Source organism: Azoarcus sp. DD4 (genome assembly GCF_006496635.1).
In the GTDB taxonomy this organism is placed as follows: Bacteria; Pseudomonadota; Gammaproteobacteria; order Burkholderiales; family Rhodocyclaceae; genus Azoarcus.
Genome location: NZ_CP022958.1, coordinates 1,141,832 through 1,159,014 on the forward strand (window position 1 = coordinate 1,141,832; position 17,183 = coordinate 1,159,014).

Annotated in this window: 16 protein-coding genes and 1 tRNA gene; 9 read left to right on the forward strand and 8 right to left on the reverse strand. The window is 64.4% G+C overall.

Translation table 11 applies throughout. The annotated features are described in order from the left end of the window. Positions 1-46: 46 nt before the first annotated feature. Complete coding sequence (apaG, locus tag CJ010_RS05450) at positions 47-430, reverse strand: Co2+/Mg2+ efflux protein ApaG (protein ID WP_141017100.1); 384 nt, start codon at positions 428-430, stop codon at positions 47-49. Between the two features lie 164 nt (positions 431-594). Here apaG and purB point away from each other — a divergent pair, with 164 nt between their 5' ends. Both purB and CJ010_RS05460 read left to right on the forward strand, forming a co-directional pair. Beyond that, positions 595-1,971 (forward strand): adenylosuccinate lyase, encoded by a 1,377-nt coding sequence (gene purB, locus CJ010_RS05455; RefSeq protein ID WP_141017101.1) that lies wholly within the window; start codon positions 595-597, stop codon positions 1,969-1,971. A gap of 78 nt (positions 1,972-2,049) precedes the next feature. Next, a complete protein-coding gene (locus CJ010_RS05460) occupies positions 2,050-2,367 on the forward strand; it encodes a DUF2322 family protein (protein ID WP_141017102.1) in 318 nt (105 codons plus the stop codon). A gap of 88 nt (positions 2,368-2,455) precedes the next feature. Here the strand turns inward: CJ010_RS05460 and secF are convergent, their stop codons facing one another. The 3 genes from secF to yajC form a co-directional block, all read right to left on the reverse strand. After that, positions 2,456-3,388, reverse strand: a complete 933-nt coding sequence (gene secF / locus CJ010_RS05465) for a protein translocase subunit SecF (protein ID WP_141017103.1) — start codon at positions 3,386-3,388, stop codon at positions 2,456-2,458. Between the two features lie 20 nt (positions 3,389-3,408). After that, positions 3,409-5,283 carry a protein translocase subunit SecD gene (gene secD / locus CJ010_RS05470; RefSeq protein WP_141017104.1) on the reverse strand — a complete coding sequence of 625 codons (1,875 nt, stop codon included), beginning with the start codon at positions 5,281-5,283 and terminating at the stop codon, positions 3,409-3,411. A gap of 86 nt (positions 5,284-5,369) precedes the next feature. After that, complete coding sequence (gene yajC, locus CJ010_RS05475; protein WP_141017105.1) at positions 5,370-5,702, reverse strand: preprotein translocase subunit YajC; 333 nt, start codon at positions 5,700-5,702, stop codon at positions 5,370-5,372. 195 nt (positions 5,703-5,897) lie between these two features. Here yajC and CJ010_RS05480 point away from each other — a divergent pair, with 195 nt between their 5' ends. Next, positions 5,898-6,737, forward strand: a complete 840-nt coding sequence (locus CJ010_RS05480; RefSeq protein ID WP_141017106.1) for an HDOD domain-containing protein — start codon at positions 5,898-5,900, stop codon at positions 6,735-6,737. A gap of 24 nt (positions 6,738-6,761) precedes the next feature. On the opposite strand, the gene tgt is transcribed toward CJ010_RS05480, so the two are convergent. Both tgt and queA read right to left on the reverse strand, forming a co-directional pair. Further along, positions 6,762-7,874 (reverse strand): tRNA guanosine(34) transglycosylase Tgt, encoded by a 1,113-nt coding sequence (gene tgt / locus CJ010_RS05485; protein ID WP_141017107.1) that lies wholly within the window; start codon positions 7,872-7,874, stop codon positions 6,762-6,764. Next, positions 7,864-8,904: a tRNA preQ1(34) S-adenosylmethionine ribosyltransferase-isomerase QueA gene (queA, locus tag CJ010_RS05490; RefSeq protein WP_141017108.1), complete on the reverse strand. Its 1,041-nt coding sequence runs from the start codon at positions 8,902-8,904 to the stop codon at positions 7,864-7,866. Before queA ends, tgt begins: the two co-directional genes overlap by 11 nt. 60 nt (positions 8,905-8,964) lie before the next feature. Here queA and CJ010_RS05495 point away from each other — a divergent pair. Further along, positions 8,965-9,049: transfer RNA gene (locus CJ010_RS05495), tRNA-Leu, on the forward strand. Positions 9,050-9,141: 92 nt separating this feature from the next. Here the strand turns inward: CJ010_RS05495 and nhaR are convergent. Beyond that, the gene (gene nhaR / locus CJ010_RS05500) at positions 9,142-10,044 is read right to left on the reverse strand and encodes a transcriptional activator NhaR (protein ID WP_141017109.1); all 903 of its coding nucleotides are present in this window, start codon (positions 10,042-10,044) and stop codon (positions 9,142-9,144) included. Between the two features lie 129 nt (positions 10,045-10,173). On the opposite strand from nhaR, the gene CJ010_RS05505 reads away from it, so the two are divergent. The 3 genes from CJ010_RS05505 (at position 10,174) to ybaL (ending at position 13,176) form a co-directional block, all read left to right on the forward strand. Then, positions 10,174-10,521 (forward strand): HPF/RaiA family ribosome-associated protein, encoded by a 348-nt coding sequence (locus tag CJ010_RS05505; protein ID WP_141017110.1) that lies wholly within the window; start codon positions 10,174-10,176, stop codon positions 10,519-10,521. A 72-nt stretch (positions 10,522-10,593) separates the two neighbouring features. Then, positions 10,594-11,259: a Bax inhibitor-1/YccA family protein gene (locus tag CJ010_RS05510; RefSeq protein ID WP_141017111.1), complete on the forward strand. Its 666-nt coding sequence runs from the start codon at positions 10,594-10,596 to the stop codon at positions 11,257-11,259. A gap of 183 nt (positions 11,260-11,442) precedes the next feature. Further along, the gene (gene ybaL / locus CJ010_RS05515) at positions 11,443-13,176 is read left to right on the forward strand and encodes a YbaL family putative K(+) efflux transporter (RefSeq protein ID WP_141017112.1); all 1,734 of its coding nucleotides are present in this window, start codon (positions 11,443-11,445) and stop codon (positions 13,174-13,176) included. Between the two features lie 13 nt (positions 13,177-13,189). On the opposite strand, the gene CJ010_RS05520 is transcribed toward ybaL, so the two are convergent. Beyond that, a complete protein-coding gene (locus CJ010_RS05520) occupies positions 13,190-14,524 on the reverse strand; it encodes a hemolysin family protein (RefSeq protein ID WP_141017113.1) in 1,335 nt (444 codons plus the stop codon). A 647-nt stretch (positions 14,525-15,171) separates the two neighbouring features. Here CJ010_RS05520 and CJ010_RS05525 point away from each other — a divergent pair. Then, positions 15,172-16,128 carry a TerC family protein gene (locus CJ010_RS05525; protein WP_141017114.1) on the forward strand — a complete coding sequence of 319 codons (957 nt, stop codon included), beginning with the start codon at positions 15,172-15,174 and terminating at the stop codon, positions 16,126-16,128. A gap of 82 nt (positions 16,129-16,210) precedes the next feature. Beyond that, on the forward strand, positions 16,211-17,176 hold the full coding sequence (locus CJ010_RS05530; RefSeq protein WP_141017115.1) for an acetyl-CoA carboxylase carboxyltransferase subunit alpha: 966 nt from the start codon (positions 16,211-16,213) through the stop codon (positions 17,174-17,176). The last annotated feature ends 7 nt before the right edge of the window (positions 17,177-17,183 follow it).

Sequence of the window (17,183 nt, forward strand, 5' to 3'; positions counted from 1 at the left end):
AACAAAAAGCCGGATGGCGCGGCTCCTGCTGCGTGCCGCGTATGGTTCAGTGCAGCACCCGCGGCATCGCCAGCATGAAGGTCGGAATCTCCGCATTGAAGCGGTGGCCGTCCGCGGCCTCCATCTGATAGCTGCCGTGCATGGTGCCTACTGCCGTTTCGAGCACCGAGCCACTGGTGTAGCGGAAGCTCTCGCCGGGCGCCAGCAACGGCTGCTCGCCGACCACGCCCTGGCCGTGCACTTCCTGCACGTGGCCGGTGCCGTCGGTGATGATCCAGTGCCGGCTGATCAGCCGCGCGGCGATCGTGCCGGTGTTGCGGATGGTGATGTTGTAGGCGAAAACGTAGTGGTCGTCGTCCGGATTGGACTGCGCTTCGATGTATTCCGCGACGGCTTCGACCTCGATGCGGTAGGTTTCCGATTTGCTCACGCGTGCGCTGCTCCGTACTGTTGAGGGGCCGGATCGGGAGCCCTGGGAGATGTGCCGGGTCTCGGTGCTCGCAAGAAACCTGCCTGATTGCACCGTTGTCGCTTTTTGCCCGCCGCGAGACGGGGCCGGAGCGGTAAAATACCATTTTGTCCGGAAGTTCTGTCATGTCCCAAGCCGTGCCCTCCGCACTCACCGCCCTTTCCCCGCTCGACGGCCGCTATCACGGCAAGGTCGCGGGGCTGCGCGACCACTTCTCCGAACATGGCCTGATCCGCAATCGCGTCAAGGTGGAAGTCGAGTGGCTGAAGGCGCTGGCCGCCGATGCCGCGCTGGCCGAGATCGCGCCGTTCTCTCCCGCTACCATCGCCGAGCTCGATGCTGTGGTGGCCGGTTTCGCGCCGGCCGACGGCGCGGCGGTGAAGGCGATCGAAGCCACCACCAATCACGACGTCAAGGCGATGGAGTACTGGCTGAAGAAGCGCCTCGGCCACAACACCGAAGTGATGAAAGTGTCGGAATTCATCCATTTCGCCTGCACTTCGGAGGATATCAACAACACCTCCCACGCCCTGATGCTCAAGGCCGGGCGCGACGAGGTGCTGCTGCCGGCGGTGGACAAGGTGATCGCCCGCTTCCGCGAACTCGCCCACCAGCTCGCTGACCTGCCCATGCTGTCGCGCACCCACGGCCAGCCCGCCAGCCCGACCACGCTGGGGAAGGAGATGGCCAACATCGCCGCCCGCTTGATCCGCGTCCGCGCGCAGATCGCCGGCGTGTCGCTCACCGCCAAGTTCAACGGCGCTGTGGGCAACTACAACGCCCACCTGTCGGCCTGGCCGGAATTCGATTGGGAGGGCTTCAACAAGCGCTTCATCGAGTCGCTCGGCCTCGAGTTCAACCCCTACACCATCCAGATCGAGCCGCACGACGCGATGGCTGAACTCTTCGACGCCATCGGCCGCATGAACACCATCCTGATCGACGCCTGCCGCGACATCTGGATGTACATCTCCTTCGGCTACTTCAAGCAGAAGCTGAAGGAAGGCGAGGTCGGCTCCTCGACCATGCCGCACAAGGTCAACCCGATCGACTTCGAGAACGCCGAAGGCAACCTCGGCATCGCCAACGCGGTGCTGCGCCACTTCTCCGAGAAGCTGCCGGTGTCGCGCATGCAGCGCGACCTCACCGACTCCACGGTGCTGCGTAACATGGGCGTGGGCTTCGGCCACACCGTGCTCGCGCTCGACAGCGCGCTGCGCGGTCTGGGCAAGCTGGAGGCCGAGCCCGCACGCCTCGCTGCCGACCTCGCCGAATGCTGGGAAGTGCTGGCCGAGCCGGTGCAGACGGTGATGCGCCGCTTCGGTATCGAGAATCCGTACGAGCAGCTGAAGGCGATGACGCGTGGCAAGGGCATCACCCGCGAAGCGCTGCAGGACTTCATCGCCACGCTGGCGATTCCCCAGAGCGAGCGTGACCGTCTGCTGGCGATGACGCCGGCGAGCTACGTGGGCAAGGCCGCCGAGCTCGCCCGCCGTATCTGATCGACGCCTGCCGGTTGTCCGCCGGTACGGTCACAACGCCACCCTCGGGTGGCGTTTTCCATGTTGAAGGAGTACACGATGGCTTTTGCTGATACCTTGAAGACGCTGCCGGGGGTGTCCCACCTTGCGGCGATGAACCTGATCGACGCCGCCGACGCGGTGGTCGCCACCATCGAGAACAAGCCCGGCCAGGCCGGTTCGCTCGCGGTGTACAACCACCTTGCCCAGCTCTACGGAGCGATCACGCCGGAAGCGGCGAAGAAGGGGCTGGAACTCTATGCGGAGCACAGCGAGGACGCCCGTCTGAATCCGGGCAAGCATCCCAATATCGACCGCCTGATCGGCCTGGTCGAGCGCGGCGAGAGCCTGCGGGTGAAGCAGGTGTTTGCGGTCTGACATCGGGCGCTGGCCGACGACCAAAAAAAGGGCGCCGCGGCGCCCTTTCTGTTTGCAGCAAACCGGGCGGGATGCGCTCGGCGGGTGGTCAGACCACCGCTTCTTCCTTCTCCTTTTTCGGCTTCACGAATTGTTCGCGCGACACGCCCAGCCAGATCGCCAGCGGGCTGGCAACCAGCACCGAGGAGTAGATGCCGAAGCAGATGCCGATGGTCAGTGCGAGGGCGAAGTAGAAGAGCGTTTCGCCGCCGAACATCAGCATCGACAACACCATCATCTGCGTGCTGCCGTGGGTGATCACGGTACGCGAGATGGTGCTGGTGATGGAGTGGTCGACGACCTGCTCGGTGCTGTAGTTGCGCTTCTTGCGGAAAGTCTCGCGTACGCGGTCGAAGACCACCACCGATTCGTTCACCGAATAGCCCAGCACCGCCAGTGTCGCCGCCAGTACCGCCAGTGAGAACTCCCACTGGAAGAAGGCGAAGAAGCCCAGGATGATCACGATGTCGTGCAGGTTGGCGATGATGGTCGCCACCCCCAGTCGCCATTCGAAACGCATCGCCAGGTAGATGACTATGCCTATCACCACCAGCAACAGCGCCATTGCGCCGTCGGTCGCGAGTTCCTTGCCGACCTGCGGGCCGACGAACTCGACGCGACGCAGTTGCGGCGCCTGAGCGGAGGTTTTCTGCAAGGTGTCCATCACGCGCTGGGCGATGCCGTTGCTGTCGATGTCGTCGCGGTTGGGCAGGCGGATCAGCACGTCGCGCGTGCTGCCGAAATGCTGCACCAGCACATCGGTGTAGCCATCGGCGGCAAGAGACTGGCGGATGGGTTCGAGCTCGGCGGCTTCGCTGTAGCTCACCTCGACCAGGGTGCCGCCGGTGAATTCCACGGACAGGTGCAGGCCGCGGGTGACGAGGAAGAACACCGCCAGCAGGAAGGTGATCAACGAGATGACGTTGAACACCAGCGCATGGCGCATGAAGGGGATGTCTTTCTTGATGCGGAAGAATTCCATGATGCGTTCCTCAGTTCCGCTCAGTTGCCGGCGGTGCTGCCGGGTTTCCAGACCTGGCCGATCGCGAGCTTGTCGATCTTGCGGCGGCGGCCGTAGATCAGGTTGATCAGCATGCGCGACACCAGGATGGCGCTGAACATCGAGGTCAGCAGGCCGAGGCAGTGCACCACCGCAAAGCCGCGCACCGGGCCGGAGCCGAACACCAGCAGCGCGATGCCGGCGATCAGGCTGGTGACGCTGGAGTCGAGAATGGTGCCGAAGGCGCGGTCATAGCCTGCGGCGATGGCGGCCTGCGGGCTGACGCCGTTGCGCAGTTCTTCGCGGATGCGCTCGTTGATCAGCACGTTGGCGTCGATCGCCATGCCCAGCGCCAGCGCCATCGCGGCGATCCCGGGTAGCGTCAGCGTGGCCTGCAACAGCGACAGCAGGGCCACCAGCAGCAACAGGTTGGCGGCCAGCGCGATACTGGAGACGAGGCCGAACAGCGCGTAGTAGATGCACATGAAGACCGCGATTGCGACGAAGCCCCACAGCGTGGAATTGAAGCCCTTGGCGATGTTCTCGGCACCGAGGCTGGGGCCGACGGTGCGCTCCTCGATGATCTCCATCGGCGCGGCCAGCGAGCCGGCGCGCAGCAGCAGGGCGACGTCGTTGGCTTCGACCGTGGTCATGCGGCCGGAAATCTGCACGCGACCGCCACCGATCTCGGTGCGGATCACCGGCGCGGTGACGACCTCGCCCTTGCCCTTTTCGATCAGCAGGATGGCCATGCGCTTGCCGACGTTCTCGCGGGTGAGGTCGCGGAAGATGCGGGCGCCGGCTGCGTCCAGCGTCAGGTGCACGGCGGCTTCGTTGGTCTGGCCGTCGAAGCCGGGTTGGGCGTCGGTGAGGCGGTCGCCGGTGAGCACGACCTGTTTCTTCACGAGCAAGGGACCACCGCCGCGTTCGCGATAGAGCTCGGTGCCGAAGGGGACGTTGCCGGCGAGCGCATTCTCGAGCGCCCCCGGGGTGTCGTCCACCATCCGGACTTCCAGCGTGGCGGTGCGGCCGAGGATGTCCTTGGCCTTGGCGACGTCCTGCACGCCCGGCAGCTGGACGACGATGCGCTCGGCGCCCTGCTGCTGGATCACAGGTTCGGCAACGCCGAGTTCGTTGATCCGGTTGTGCAGGGTGGAGATGTTCTGCTTGATGGCGAAGTCGCGCATCGTCTGCTGCGCCTGCGGGGTCAGCGTCGCAACGAGCTTGAGGTCTTCGCTGCCGTCATCGCGCTCGGCGAGCTGCAGGTCGGCCGTGGTCGCCTGGATCGCCGTACGTGCGGCCTCGCGCTGGGCCGATTCGCGGAAGCGGATCACCACGGTGCTGCCTTCGCGGGTGATGCCGGCGTGGCGGACGTTCTTGTCGCGCATCAAGGTGCGAAGGTCGCCTGCGGTGGCGTCCAGCCGCTTGAGCAGCGCGCCGGGCATGTCGACCTGCAGCAGGAAATGCACACCGCCGCGCAGGTCGAGGCCGAGGTACATCGGCAGCGCGTGGATGGAGGTCAGCCAGGTGGGCGAGGCGGAAAGCAGGTTCAGTGCGACTACGTAGGAGGGATCCTGCGGGTCAGGATTGAAGGCGTGCTCGATCGCATCCTTGGCACGCAGTTGCAGTTCGGTGCTGGCGAAGCGGGCGCGTACGCTGCCCGTATCCGAAAAAATGCCGTCGTGCTGGATGCCGGCGCCTTGCAGGGCGGCAGCGACGCGGTCGGTCACGTTCGCGGGATCCAGTTTCAGCGTCGCCTTGGCGCTGGAGACCTGGACCGCAGGGACTTCTCCGTAGAAGTTCGGCAGGGTGTAGATCAGGCCCCAGAGCAGGACGAGACCGATGAGGATGTTCTTCCAGAGCGGATAGCGATTCATCGTCGGAGGGAAGGGAAGGGAAGGGCGTCGGCGCTGGCGCGCGACGGCGGATGGGGCGGGGCGCTTGCGCGCCCGCGCTTCGGACCTTACAGGGTCTTGAGCGTTCCCTTCGGCAGTACCGTGGCGATGGACTGTTTCTGGACGAGGATGTTGGTCTTCTCGGCCACTTCGAGATGGACGAAGTTGTCGCCGATTTCGGCCACGCGGCCGGCAACGCCACCCTGGGTCACCACTTCGTCGCCCTTGGCCAGCGCTTCCACCATGGACTTGTGTTCCTTCGCCCGCTTCATTTGCGGACGGATCATCAGGAACCAGAGGACCACGAACATCAGGATCAGCGGCAGCAGGCCCATCAGTCCGCCCGTCGGGTCCTGGGCGGCGCCGGAGGCGGCCTGGGCGTATGCGTTGGAAATCAGCACGTTGTACTCCAGAGGTTGCGAAAAGCTCGGGATTATAGCAGCAGCACATGACGCCTCCCCGGCCGGCCGCTGCGTACGGGCAGTGCGATGCGGATATCGAGTGAAATAATTCTCATTATTTTCCGGTGTGGACTTGGCGCCAGTGCTGATCGGCCGGAAAATGTGCGCTGCAACATTGTCGGAGCAGCAGGGGTGATGGACGAAGAGCAGGCGTTGCAGGCTTTGGTGGCCCGCGGGATACGTATTCCGCCGCAGCCGGTGGTGCTGGTGGAATTGTGCGAGCGCCTGCGTGACGGCGATTACGACGCACGTGGGCTGGCGGCGATCATTTCGACCGATCCAGGCATCGCCGCAATGCTGTTCAAGGTGGCGCGAAGTCCGCTGTTCCACGCGGGCCGTTCGCCGGATTCGCTGGAGCAGGTGTTGGTCCGGCTCGGTCTCAAGCAGACCATCAACCTGGTGAGGGTAGTCGCACTGACCACGGCATTGCCGGCCGGTGGCGCCGAAGCCATGCAGCGATTCTGGAGCCGTGCCCGGGAGATCGCGCGCTTTGCCGCGGTGATCGCCGAGGACAGGGTGTCGGTCTGCAACATCTTTCCCGACCAGGCCTACATGGCGGGGATCTTTCTCGATTGCGGCGTACCGGTGCTGATGCAGCGCTTTCCCGGCTACTGCGAGAGCCTGATGGGCGACGATAGCCTGGATCTGCCCAGCCTGCGTGAGGAAGACCAGCGCTACAACGTCGATCACGCCAGTATCGGCTACCTGGTAGCCCGTCACTGGCGGTTGCCCGATTTCGTTGCCCAGGCCATCCTGCATTACGGCGAGGTGCCGCGTGAGGAACTCGGCGCGGTGCGTAGCCTGGTCGCCATCCTGCAGCTGGCGATCCATTGCTACCACGGTCAGCACGGTATTTTCAATGCGAGCTGGCCGCGTATCGGCGGCGAGGTGATGGGCGAACTCGGCCTGCACCCGGACGAGCTGACCGACTATCTGGCGGATATCCGCGAGGCCTTCGAAGTGGCCGGCATCTGATCTCAGGGCCAGGCCACCACGGTCTTAGGCCGTGCCGGTGGCGCGCTCCTGACCGAAGTGCGCAACGTAATCCGCGAAACGGTCTGCGGCAATGGCGTCGCGCAGTTCGGCGGTCAGCATCTGGTAGTAGCGCAGGTTGTGGATAGTGTTGAGCATGCTGCCGAGGATTTCGCCGGTGCGGTGCAGGTGGTGCAGGTAGCTGCGGCTGAAGTTGCGGCAGGTATAGCAGTCGCAGCTCGGGTCAAGTGGACGGGTATCGGCCTTGTGTATTGCGTTCTTGATCTTGATGTCGCCGTAGCGGGTGAACAGCCAGCCGTTGCGCGCGTTGCGGGTCGGCATCACGCAGTCGAACATGTCGATGCCGTTGGCGATGCCTTCAACGATGTCTTCCGGCGTCCCCACGCCCATCAGGTAACGCGGCTTGTCCGTCGGCAGACGCGGTGCGGTGTGGGCCAGGATGCGCGCCATGTCTTCTTTGGGTTCGCCGACCGACAGCCCGCCGATGGCATAGCCGTGAAAGCCGATATCCTGCAACACCCCGAGCGACTCGTCGCGCAGGTCTTCGTACATGCCGCCTTGGACGATGCCGAAGAGCGCATTTGCGTTTTCCAGGCGGTCGAATTCGTCGCGCGAGCGCCGCGCCCAGCGCTGCGACAGCCGCATCGACTTTGCCGCTTCGTCGCGGGTGGCCGGGTAGGGCGTGCACTCATCGAAGATCATGACAATGTCGGAATTGAGCACCGTCTGGATCTGCATCGAGATTTCCGGCGTCAGGAAGAGCTTGGCGCCATCGATCGGGCTGGCGAACTTCACGCCCTCCTCGCTGATCTTGCGCAGCGCGCCCAGGCTGAACACCTGAAAGCCGCCGGAGTCGGTGAGGATGGGCTTGTCCCAACCCATGAAGCGATGCAGGCCGTCGTGCGCACGGATGATGTCCAGCCCCGGCCGCAGCCAGAGGTGGAAGGTGTTGCCGAGGCAAATCTGGGCGCCGATGTCGGTGAGCATGGTGGGCGTCATCGCCTTGACCGTGCCGTAGGTACCGACCGGCATGAAGACCGGGGTTTCGACGACGCCGTGGGCCAGCGTCAGGCGACCGCGACGGGCGCTGCCGCTGGTGGAGAGCAGATCAAATTGCATGGTCGTTGCGGGTGAGAAGCATGGCGTCGCCATAGCTGAAGAAGCGGTAGCGTTCGGCCACGGCGTGGGCGTAGGCGTGGCGTATGGTGTCCATGCCGGCGAAGGCGGATACCAGCATCAGCAGGGTGGACTTGGGCAGGTGGAAGTTGGTGACCAGCGCGTCGACCACCTGGAAGTGGAAGCCCGGCAGGATGAAGATCTCGGTTTCGCCGCTACCGGCGGCCAGCGGTCCGTCCTGGGCCGCAGCTTCGAGTGCCCGCATGCTGGTGGTGCCAACCGCGATCACGCGTCCGCCGGCGGCTCGGGTGGCGGCGATGGCTTCCACCGTTTCCTGAGGGATGACGTAGCGCTCGCGGTGCATGCGGTGCTCACCGAGGTCGTCGACCCGCACCGGCTGGAAGGTGCCGGCGCCGACATGCAGTGTCAGCCAGGCGCACTGGGCGCCGCGTTCCCGGATGCGGGCCAGTACGGTCTCGTCGAAATGCAGGCCGGCAGTCGGCGCGGCGACCGAGCCCGGCGTGCGGGCGAAAACGGTCTGGTAGCGGGTCTCATCGGCGTCGCCGGCGGCGCGCTGGATGTAGGGCGGCAGCGGCAGCTTGCCGTGGCGCTCAAGCAGTGCGACCAGGTTTTCGCCGTCGGGAAAGCGAAGGTGGTAGAACTCGCCGACGCGGCCGAGTACTTCGACGTCGAAGGCGTCGGCGAGCCGCAGCCGGGTGCCCGGCTTGGGCGACTTGCTGGCGCGCATCTGGGCGAGCGCTTCGTGCGGACCGACCGGCCGCTCGATCAGCACTTCCACCTGGCCGCCGGATTCCTTGGTGCCGTGCAGGCGCGCATGCAGTACGCGGGTGTCGTTGAACACCAGCAGGTCGCCGGGGTGGATGTAGTCGGGCAGGTCGACGAAGTGGCGATCCGTGAAGTTTCCGCCCTCGGCTACCACGAGCAGCCGGCTGGCGCTGCGTTCGGCCAGCGGCGCCTGGGCGATGAGCTCGGCGGGCAGGGTGTAGTCGAAATCGTTGAGCGTAAGCGTCATCAGGCGTGTGTTCTCTTGCCGCGGGCGGGCCGGATCAGTAATAATGCGCGACCTTCCCGTGCCGGGATGGCGGAATCGGTAGACGCAGCGGATTCAAAATCCGCCGCCGCAAGGTGTGTGGGTTCGAGTCCCACTCCCGGCACCAGGCTTCTGGCCTCTTCGCGCGAAAGCCGCGAATTCTAGCAGTATTCCCCAGGTTCCCTGTAAGCGTCCGCGGCCTGTCCGACCGGTCGTGGCCTATTCCGTCTTCGATGCCGCCGCGAACGGCGAGGCTCCGCTGATGGCCCGGGTGGCAGGATGTGTCAGGCGGCGCTCGACCGAAATCGCGTAGAACGATTCGCTGACGTTGTCAGCAGTGCCCAGGCAGCGCACGCCGTGCTGACGGCACACTTCGTCGTTGATCAGCATGGCGCTCGGAAAGATACCCGCCCCCGCCTCGCCGAAGGCGCGCATCAGGGCGGCGTCGTCGAACTCGCCCACGATTTGCGGTCGCACCTTGTGCTGCTCCAGCCAGCGTAACAGCGGTCCGCGTACTGCCGCCTCGGCACCGGGCAGCAGCAGCGGAGCGCGATCCAGACAGGCCGGGAACGGGCCTTCGAGCGTGGCTGCGAGGGCCGGCGTGGCGAAGAATCCCAGCGGCGATTCGCCCAGCTTGTGGCTGTAGCCGCGCACGTCCATGTTGGGGGGGAGCGGGCTGTCGGCCAGCACCACGTCCAGCTTGTGGGTGGCGAGTTCGCCCAGCAGCTGGTCCAACTTGTTCTCGCGGCAGACGATGCGCATCGGCTCGGGCAATTGCATCGAGGGGGCCAGCAGCACGTAGGCGATCGCCTTGGGCACCACGTCGGCCACCCCGACGCGGAATGGCACCGCACGGCCGGCCGCGCGGCTGCTGAGCGCATCTTCGAGCTCGCTGCCGAGACGGAAGATTTCTTCGGCATAGTCGAGCACCATCCGGCCGGTTTCGGTCAGGACCAGACGACGGCCCTGGCGGCGGAACAGCGTAACGCCCAGCGTGGCTTCGAGGACGGCGATCTGGCCGGACAGGGTTTGCGGCGCCAGTCCGGAACGCTCGCTGGCGCGAACGACGCCGCCAGCGCGGGCGACATTCCAGAAATGGTGAAGCTGCTTATAGTTCAGCATGTCGCAATGGTTCGATAAAACAGGATTTAAATTCTGTTGAACCCGGATTTTATCGAACAGTCTCAGACTTAGCATCCGGCATGTACTTGTGCAGGCCGGCGAGTGCATCAGAACCAAGGAGAATTCGACATGCGAATCGATCTGCATTGTGACGGCGTGAAGGCGGCCCCCGGCTTGCAGGACTACGTGACCCGGCGGATGCGCTTCGCGATCGGACGTTTCCGCGATCACATCCAGTGGGCACGGATCAAGGTAGCGGACGTAAACGGTCCGCGTGGCGGTACCGACAAGCGCTGCGTTGTGCAGCTGCGCTTGCGCAACCTGCCCGACGTGGTGTTCGCGATCACCCAGCTCGACGTGCGGGCGGCGGTGGACGAAGCCGCCGACCGGGTCGCGCGCGTACTGGCGCAGCGCCTGCGGCGCCACCAGCGCGTCGAACGCGGCCAGTCGATCGGGCTGGCCGAGCAGCCGGCCTGAATATCTTTGTCCGATAGTATGTGACGCGCTAGACTGCGCTAATGCAACCCATTTTCAAGAGGTAAGTCTTCCATGGAAAACCGTATGGCAACCATGACCCGGTCGGAAGCCTCGGTGCTCTCGACCAACAAGGTCATCCGCAACACCTACATGCTGCTGTCGCTGACGCTGGCCTTCTCGGCGCTGACTGCCGGCGTGTCGATGGCGATGGGGGCGCCGCGCCTGGGTTTGATCGTGACCCTGGTGGGTTACTTCGGTCTGCTGTTCCTGACCACCAAGTTCCGCAATAGCGGCCTCGGCGTCCTGTTCGTCTTCGGATTGACCGGTTTCATGGGCTTCACCCTTGGCCCTATCATTTCGTCCTACTTGGCACTGCCGAACGGCAGCGCCATCGTAATGCAAGCCATGGGCGGCACAGCGGCGATCTTCCTGGGACTGTCGGCCTACGCGCTAACCACCCGCAAGGATTTCTCCTTTATGGGCGGTTTCCTGATGGTGGGCATCCTGGTGGCCTTCCTGGCTGGCCTGGGGGCGGTGTTCTTCGAGATGCCGGGGCTGTCGCTGGCGGTATCGGCGATGTTCGTGCTGCTGATGTCCGGCCTGATCCTGTTCGAGACCAGCAACATCATCCATGGCGGTGAAACCAACTACGTGATGGCCACGGTGTCGCTCTATGTGTCCATCTATAACCTCTTCACCAGCCTGCTCCACCTGCTGGGTTTCATGAACAACGACTGATTCCTTTCGGTCTTGTTGATTGACCCGGGGGCGGGTGCCGGTGAGGCACCCGCCCCCTGTCGTGTTGACCGGAAGCGAAGCGTTGCATCGCTCCCTGCCCTCGCATCATTTCCATGAACCGAGGTGTCGCGCGTCGTGACCGATCTGGTCCCGCCCTGTTACCACCCTTGACCCGTTATCCTCATGCCTCATGACGTTTCCCTGATTGCCACTCTTGCCGGCGGTTTTGGCCTAGCCCTGGTATTCGGTTTCATCGCCGAGCGGCTGAGGTTGCCCGCGCTGGTTGGCTACCTGTTCGCCGGCATATTGATCGGTCCGACCACGCCGGGCTTCGTGGCCGACGTAGGCATCGCCAGTCAGTTGTCCGAGATCGGCGTGATGCTGCTGATGTTCGGCGTCGGTCTGCATTTCTCGCTCGATGACCTGCTGGCAGTGCGGCGCATTGCCCTGCCGGGAGCGGTGGTACAGATGGCGGTGGCGACGCTGCTAGGGATGGGGATGGCGTGGTGGTGGGGCTGGAGCATCGGCGCCGGCCTCGTCTTCGGCCTGTCGCTGTCGGTGGCGAGCACCGTGGTGCTGCTCAAGGCGCTGGAGACCCGCGGGGTACTCGATTCGATGAACGGGCGCATCGCGGTGGGCTGGCTGGTGGTGGAGGACCTCGCGATGGTGATCGTGCTGGTGCTGCTGCCGCCGCTGGCCGGGGTGTTGGGCGGGAAGACGGACGCCGCGGTTGACGACGTGTCGCTGTGGCGGACGGTGGGGCTGACGCTGCTGCAGGTCGGCGCTTTCGTTGCCCTGATGCTGGTCGTGGGGCGGCGCGTGCTGCCGTGGTTGTTGTGGCAGGTTGCGCGCACCGGGTCGCGGGAGCTGTTTACGCTCGCGGTGGTTGCCGCTGCCGTGAGCATCGCCTTCGGGGCTGCCAGTCTCTTCGGTGTCTCGTTTGCACTGGGTGCCTTCTTCGCCGGCATGGTGATGCGTGAGTCGGAATTCAGCCATCGGGCGGCGGAGGAGTCGCTGCCTCTGCGCGATGCGTTCGCGGTGCTGTTCTTCGTATCGGTGGGGATGTTGTTCGATCCCAAGGTGATGCTGGATGAGCCGCTACACGTGCTGGGTGTGGTGGCTGTCATCATCGTCGGCAAGTCGATCGCCGCGGCGGTGTTGGTGATCGCGTTCCGTTACCCCCTCAACACTGCATTCACAGTGGCGGCGAGTTTGGCGCAAATCGGCGAATTCTCGTTCATCCTGGCCGGCTTGGGGATGTCGCTCGGGTTATTGCCGGCCGAGGGGCAGAGCCTGATCCTGGCCGGCGCGCTCATCTCGATCGCGATCAATCCCTTCGTGTTCGCCGCTGTGACGCCGGTGCGGAACTGGGTGCTGGAGCGTTCGGAACTCGCGCGCAAGCTGGAGCGGCGGGAGGATCCGTTGGCCGAACTGCCGATGACGACCGAGCGGAAGTACCTCGAAGGTCAGGTGGTGCTGGTGGGCTACGGCAGGGTCGGTCGCAGGATTGCCGAATCGCTGCGCGAACGTGGCATTCCCTATGTGGTGGCAGAGCAGAACCGCGAGCGCGTCGAAGCCTTGCGCAAACAGGGCATCGTTGCGGTGTCGGGCGATGCGGTCGAGCCGGCGGTTTTGATCCAGGCTCATATCGCCCATGCGGCGATGCTGGTGGTTGCCACGCCGGATACGCTCGACGTCCGCAAGATGGCTGAGACGGCGCGGACGCTCAACCCGTCGATCGAGATCGTGCTGCGCACCCATAGCGAAGACGAGGCCGCACTGCTGGCCAAGGAGTCTGTCGGGCGGGTGTTTTTTGGCGAAGAGGAGCTCGCCAAGGGTATGACCAGCCACGTGCTCGCGCGCTTCGCGCCCGCCAGTCCGGCGCCGCCGGGCACCGGACGTTCGGGGCACAGCTGAACCGAGTGCGCGGCTAATTCTCCGCCGGCGGTTCCGTCTGTGCGGCGCCGCCATCCTCGCCGCTGGGTTCGGGGATGCGGCTGGCAAGGATCTTGTCGATGCGCTTGCCGTCGAGATCGACGACTTCCAGCCGCCATTGTTCCCACACGGTGACGTCGCCGGTACGCGGCAGGCGGCCGAGCAGCCACATGATCATGCCGCTCAACGTGTGGTAGCGGCCCTTGTCCTCTTCCGGGGCGCTCTTGAGTTCGAGGCGATCCTTCAGCTCGGGCAGCGGAATGAGTCCGTCGAGCAGCCACGAGCCGTCCTCGCGCTGCACCGCCCAGGCGTCCTCGAGCCGATGGGGCTGGAACTCGCCGGTGACCGCCTCCATGACGTCCTGCAGCGTGACCATGCCCTGCACCTCGCCGTATTCGTCGATGACGAAGACCATGCGCGAGCTGGAGGCGCGGAACTGATCGAGCAGTTCCATGCCGGTGAGCGACTCGGGCACATACACCGGGCTTTGCAGCTGCCGGGTGAAATCCGCCTTGCCGCCTTTCAGCGTCTGGTTGAAGAGCTGCTTGGACGAGATGATGCCGAGGATGTCGTCGAGGCCGCCGCGACACACCGGGAAGCGTGAGTGGTCGGATTCGGCCATGCGTGCCAGGTTTTCTTCCAGCGGGCGATTGACGTCCAGCCACACGATGTCGGAGCGCGGCACCATCAGCGAGCCGATCTGGCGATCGTCGAGCCGGAATACGTTGCGCACCATCGCGTGTTCGTTCTTCTCGATGATGCCCGCTTCGGAGCCTTCCTCGAGCAGCGCGTGGATCTCCTCTTCTGTGACGCCGGGGCCTTTTTCGTCGCGCTGTCCCATGATGCGCAGCAGCAAGGCAGTGGAGGTTGACAGCAGGCGCACGAAGGGGCGCGACACGATGGACAGCGTATTCATCGGTTTGGCCACCAGGCGGGCAATGCCCTCCGGGTTGATCTGGCCGATGCGCTTGGGCACCAGTTCGCCGACGACGATGGAAACGTAGGTGATCACCACGACCACCAGCACGGTGGCACCAATCTCGCTGGGCCGCTGTGCGACGCCGAGGGCCTGCAACCAGGTGGCGAGCGGTGAGGCCAGCGCCGCTTCACCGACGATACCGTTGAGTATGCCGATCGAGGTGATTCCGATCTGTATGGTCGACAGGAAGCGGGTCGGTTCTTCGCCGAGCTTGATCGCGACCGCTGCCGAAGCGTCGCCTTCCTCGGCGAGCTTGGCGAGGCGGGCCCTTCGCGCGGTGACCAGCGCGATCTCGGACATCGCGAATGCGCCGTTCAGAATGATGAGGGCGATGAGTATGAAGATTTCCATGGGGGTAGCGTCAGCCCGAGTGGCGGCAGCCGGCGGGCGTCTGCGCTGGGACGTTGATCAGGTGTTGGAGCGGGGGCAGGGCATGGCCCGTCATCAGCCACGGGTTTGGTGTTGCGTGGGCGTGGCGTTGGGCCGATGTGCGTCGGCGCGCGGCAGACGGCGGCCGGCGTGCGGAAAAGGACTGCCTGTACGAGCCGGACAAGTGCGGAACGGAAGCGGCCGTAGCGGCTGGAGGCGGAAATCGACCGGCGGCAAAGTGTGCCTGCCGGGAGGGCGCCGGGAGGGGGGGGGACGTAGGTCGGTAACTCATAAGGCGAGGCGCATTCCGCCTCGCACGGCCTTTATTGTGTTCGAACGAATGCAATCATGCACGAATCGTCCGGGCGTGTCATGCGTGAAGCTTGACTTCCGTTCGAGGCAGGATAGACTTTGGCACATCAAGGGGAGTAGCTTTTCGCCGCAGCATCGTCATCACGGTGGGTTCGTGCCAGCAAGGCTGGGCGGGCCTCCCGGTGCTCCGGGCAACACACGTTGCAAGCAAGACCTTGCCGAAGGGCAAGGTGCATTGCGCGTTCGACTCGCTTGACTCGAAACAGGCCTGTGTCCTTCGGAACAGGCCTTTTTCTTTTCTTGTTCGGAGTCGTCGCATGGAGTCGATCGGTACGTGGTGGATGTGGGCGGCTTTTGCCTGCATCGTGGTGGTGATGCTGTTGGTGGACCTGCTGGTGTTCAAAGGGGGGCACCAGCACAAGGTGTCGCTCAGGGAGGCTGCGGCGTGGTCGGCGGCCTGGGTGACTGTGGCGTTGCTGTTCAACGCGGGGCTGTGGTGGTACCTCGACGGCACGGTCGGGCGGGTTGTCGCAAACGAGAAGGCAGCGGCTTTCTTCACCGGCTATCTGGTCGAGAAGTCGCTGGCGGTAGACAACGTCTTCGTCTGGATGATGATCTTCGGATTCTTCGCTGTGCCGATCGAGCTGCAGCGCCGGGTGCTGCTGTATGGCATCGTTGGGGCGATCGTACTGCGCACCGGCATGATCTTCGCGGGCAGCTGGTTGATCACCCAATTCCACTGGTTGCTGTATGTCTTCGGTGCCTTCCTGATCATGACCGGGATCAAGATGGTTTGGTTCGCCGAGCATGATCCCGATCTGGCGAAGAACCCGCTGATCCGCTGGATACGCAGGCACTACCCGGTGACGGAAACGCTGGAGGGCGAGCGCTTCTTCGTGATGCGCAATGGTGTTCGTTACGCCACGCCGCTGCTGCTTGCCCTGGTGCTGGTGGAAATTTCCGACGTGATCTTCGCGGTGGACAGCATTCCGGCGATCTTCGCGATCACCACCGATCCCTTCATCGTGCTGACCTCCAACCTCTTCGCCATCCTTGGCCTGCGCGCGATGTACTTCCTGCTCGCAGATCTTGGCAACCGCTTCTCACTGCTGAAATACGGCTTGGCGCTGATCCTTGTGTTCATCGGCACCAAGATGCTGATCGTCGACTGGTTCAAGATCCCGGTGTCGGTGTCGCTGGGCGTGGTGGCGGCGATCCTGGCCGTCACAGTATGGCTGAGCGTGCGCCGCTCGGCACGGGCTGCGGACGCCTGAGCAAGGCGTGAATGTAACGCCTGGGGTGGCTTTTTCGCCGCAGGCGTTACAATGTCGCTCATTTTTTTGCTGGGACGGTCGGATGAAGACCACCTTTCTGGATTTCGAACAACCGATTGCCGAGCTCGAGGAAAAGATCGAGCAGCTGCGTTTCGTTCAGGACGATTCCGCGGTCGATATCTCCGAAGAGATCGCCCGCCTCGAGGCCAAGAGCCTGGCGCTGACCAAGGATATCTACGCCAAGCTGACCCCCTGGCAGATCGCCCAGGTCGCGCGTCACCCGCAGCGGCCTTATACGCTGGACTACGCCCAGCACATCTTTACCGACTTCGAAGAACTGCATGGTGACCGCGCCTATGCGGACGACAAGGCGATCGTTGGCGGTCTGGCCCGTTTCAACGGCCAGAGCTGCGTCGTCATCGGGCACCAGAAGGGGCGCGACACCAAGGAAAAGATTGCGCGCAACTTCGGCATGCCGCGGCCAGAGGGCTATCGCAAGGCGATGCGCCTGATGAAGCTGGCCGAGAAGTTCGGCCTGCCGGTGTTTACCTTTGTCGACACGCCGGGCGCCTACCCTGGTATCGGTGCCGAGGAGCGCGGCCAGTCCGAGGCGATCGGCCACAATCTCTATGTGATGGCCGAACTCAAGGTGCCGCTGATCTGCACGGTGATCGGCGAGGGCGGTTCCGGTGGCGCGCTGGCGATTGCGGTCGGCGACCAGGTCATGATGATGCAGTACTCCACCTACTCGGTGATCTCGCCGGAAGGTTGCGCCTCCATCCTGTGGAAGAGCGCCGAGAAAGCCCCGGAGGCGGCCGAAACCATGGGGATCACCGCGGCCCGGCTGAAGTCGCTCGGCCTGGTGGACAAGGTGGTGAACGAGCCCGTCGGCGGCGCGCACCGTGATTACCGGGCGACGGCGCAGACCCTCAAGCGGGCGCTCGCCGAAGCCTTGCGCCAGGTCGATTCGATGTCGCCGGCCGAGCTGATCGAGCAGCGCATGGAAAAGCTGATGGGCTACGGTCGCTTCAAGGAAATCGCGGCCTGACCCTTGC

Bases quoted from the DNA above. Each gene is read 5' to 3' on its own strand.
- purB (WP_141017101.1), top strand. From the start codon at position 595: ATGTCCCAAGCCGTGCCCTCCGCACTCACCGCCCTTTCCCCGCTCGAC.
- CJ010_RS05460 (WP_141017102.1), top strand. From the start codon at position 2,050: ATGGCTTTTGCTGATACCTTGAAGACGCTGCCGGGGGTGTCCCACCTT.
- secF (WP_141017103.1), bottom strand. From the start codon at position 3,388: ATGGAATTCTTCCGCATCAAGAAAGACATCCCCTTCATGCGCCATGCG.
- secD (WP_141017104.1), bottom strand. From the start codon at position 5,283: ATGAATCGCTATCCGCTCTGGAAGAACATCCTCATCGGTCTCGTCCTG.
- CJ010_RS05480 (WP_141017106.1), top strand. From the start codon at position 5,898: ATGGACGAAGAGCAGGCGTTGCAGGCTTTGGTGGCCCGCGGGATACGT.
- tgt (WP_141017107.1), bottom strand. From the start codon at position 7,874: ATGCAATTTGATCTGCTCTCCACCAGCGGCAGCGCCCGTCGCGGTCGC.
- queA (WP_141017108.1), bottom strand. From the start codon at position 8,904: ATGACGCTTACGCTCAACGATTTCGACTACACCCTGCCCGCCGAGCTC.
- nhaR (WP_141017109.1), bottom strand. From the start codon at position 10,044: ATGCTGAACTATAAGCAGCTTCACCATTTCTGGAATGTCGCCCGCGCT.
- CJ010_RS05505 (WP_141017110.1), top strand. From the start codon at position 10,174: ATGCGAATCGATCTGCATTGTGACGGCGTGAAGGCGGCCCCCGGCTTG.
- CJ010_RS05510 (WP_141017111.1), top strand. From the start codon at position 10,594: ATGGAAAACCGTATGGCAACCATGACCCGGTCGGAAGCCTCGGTGCTC.
- ybaL (WP_141017112.1), top strand. From the start codon at position 11,443: ATGCCTCATGACGTTTCCCTGATTGCCACTCTTGCCGGCGGTTTTGGC.
- CJ010_RS05520 (WP_141017113.1), bottom strand. From the start codon at position 14,524: ATGGAAATCTTCATACTCATCGCCCTCATCATTCTGAACGGCGCATTC.
- CJ010_RS05525 (WP_141017114.1), top strand. From the start codon at position 15,172: ATGGAGTCGATCGGTACGTGGTGGATGTGGGCGGCTTTTGCCTGCATC.
- CJ010_RS05530 (WP_141017115.1), top strand. From the start codon at position 16,211: ATGAAGACCACCTTTCTGGATTTCGAACAACCGATTGCCGAGCTCGAG.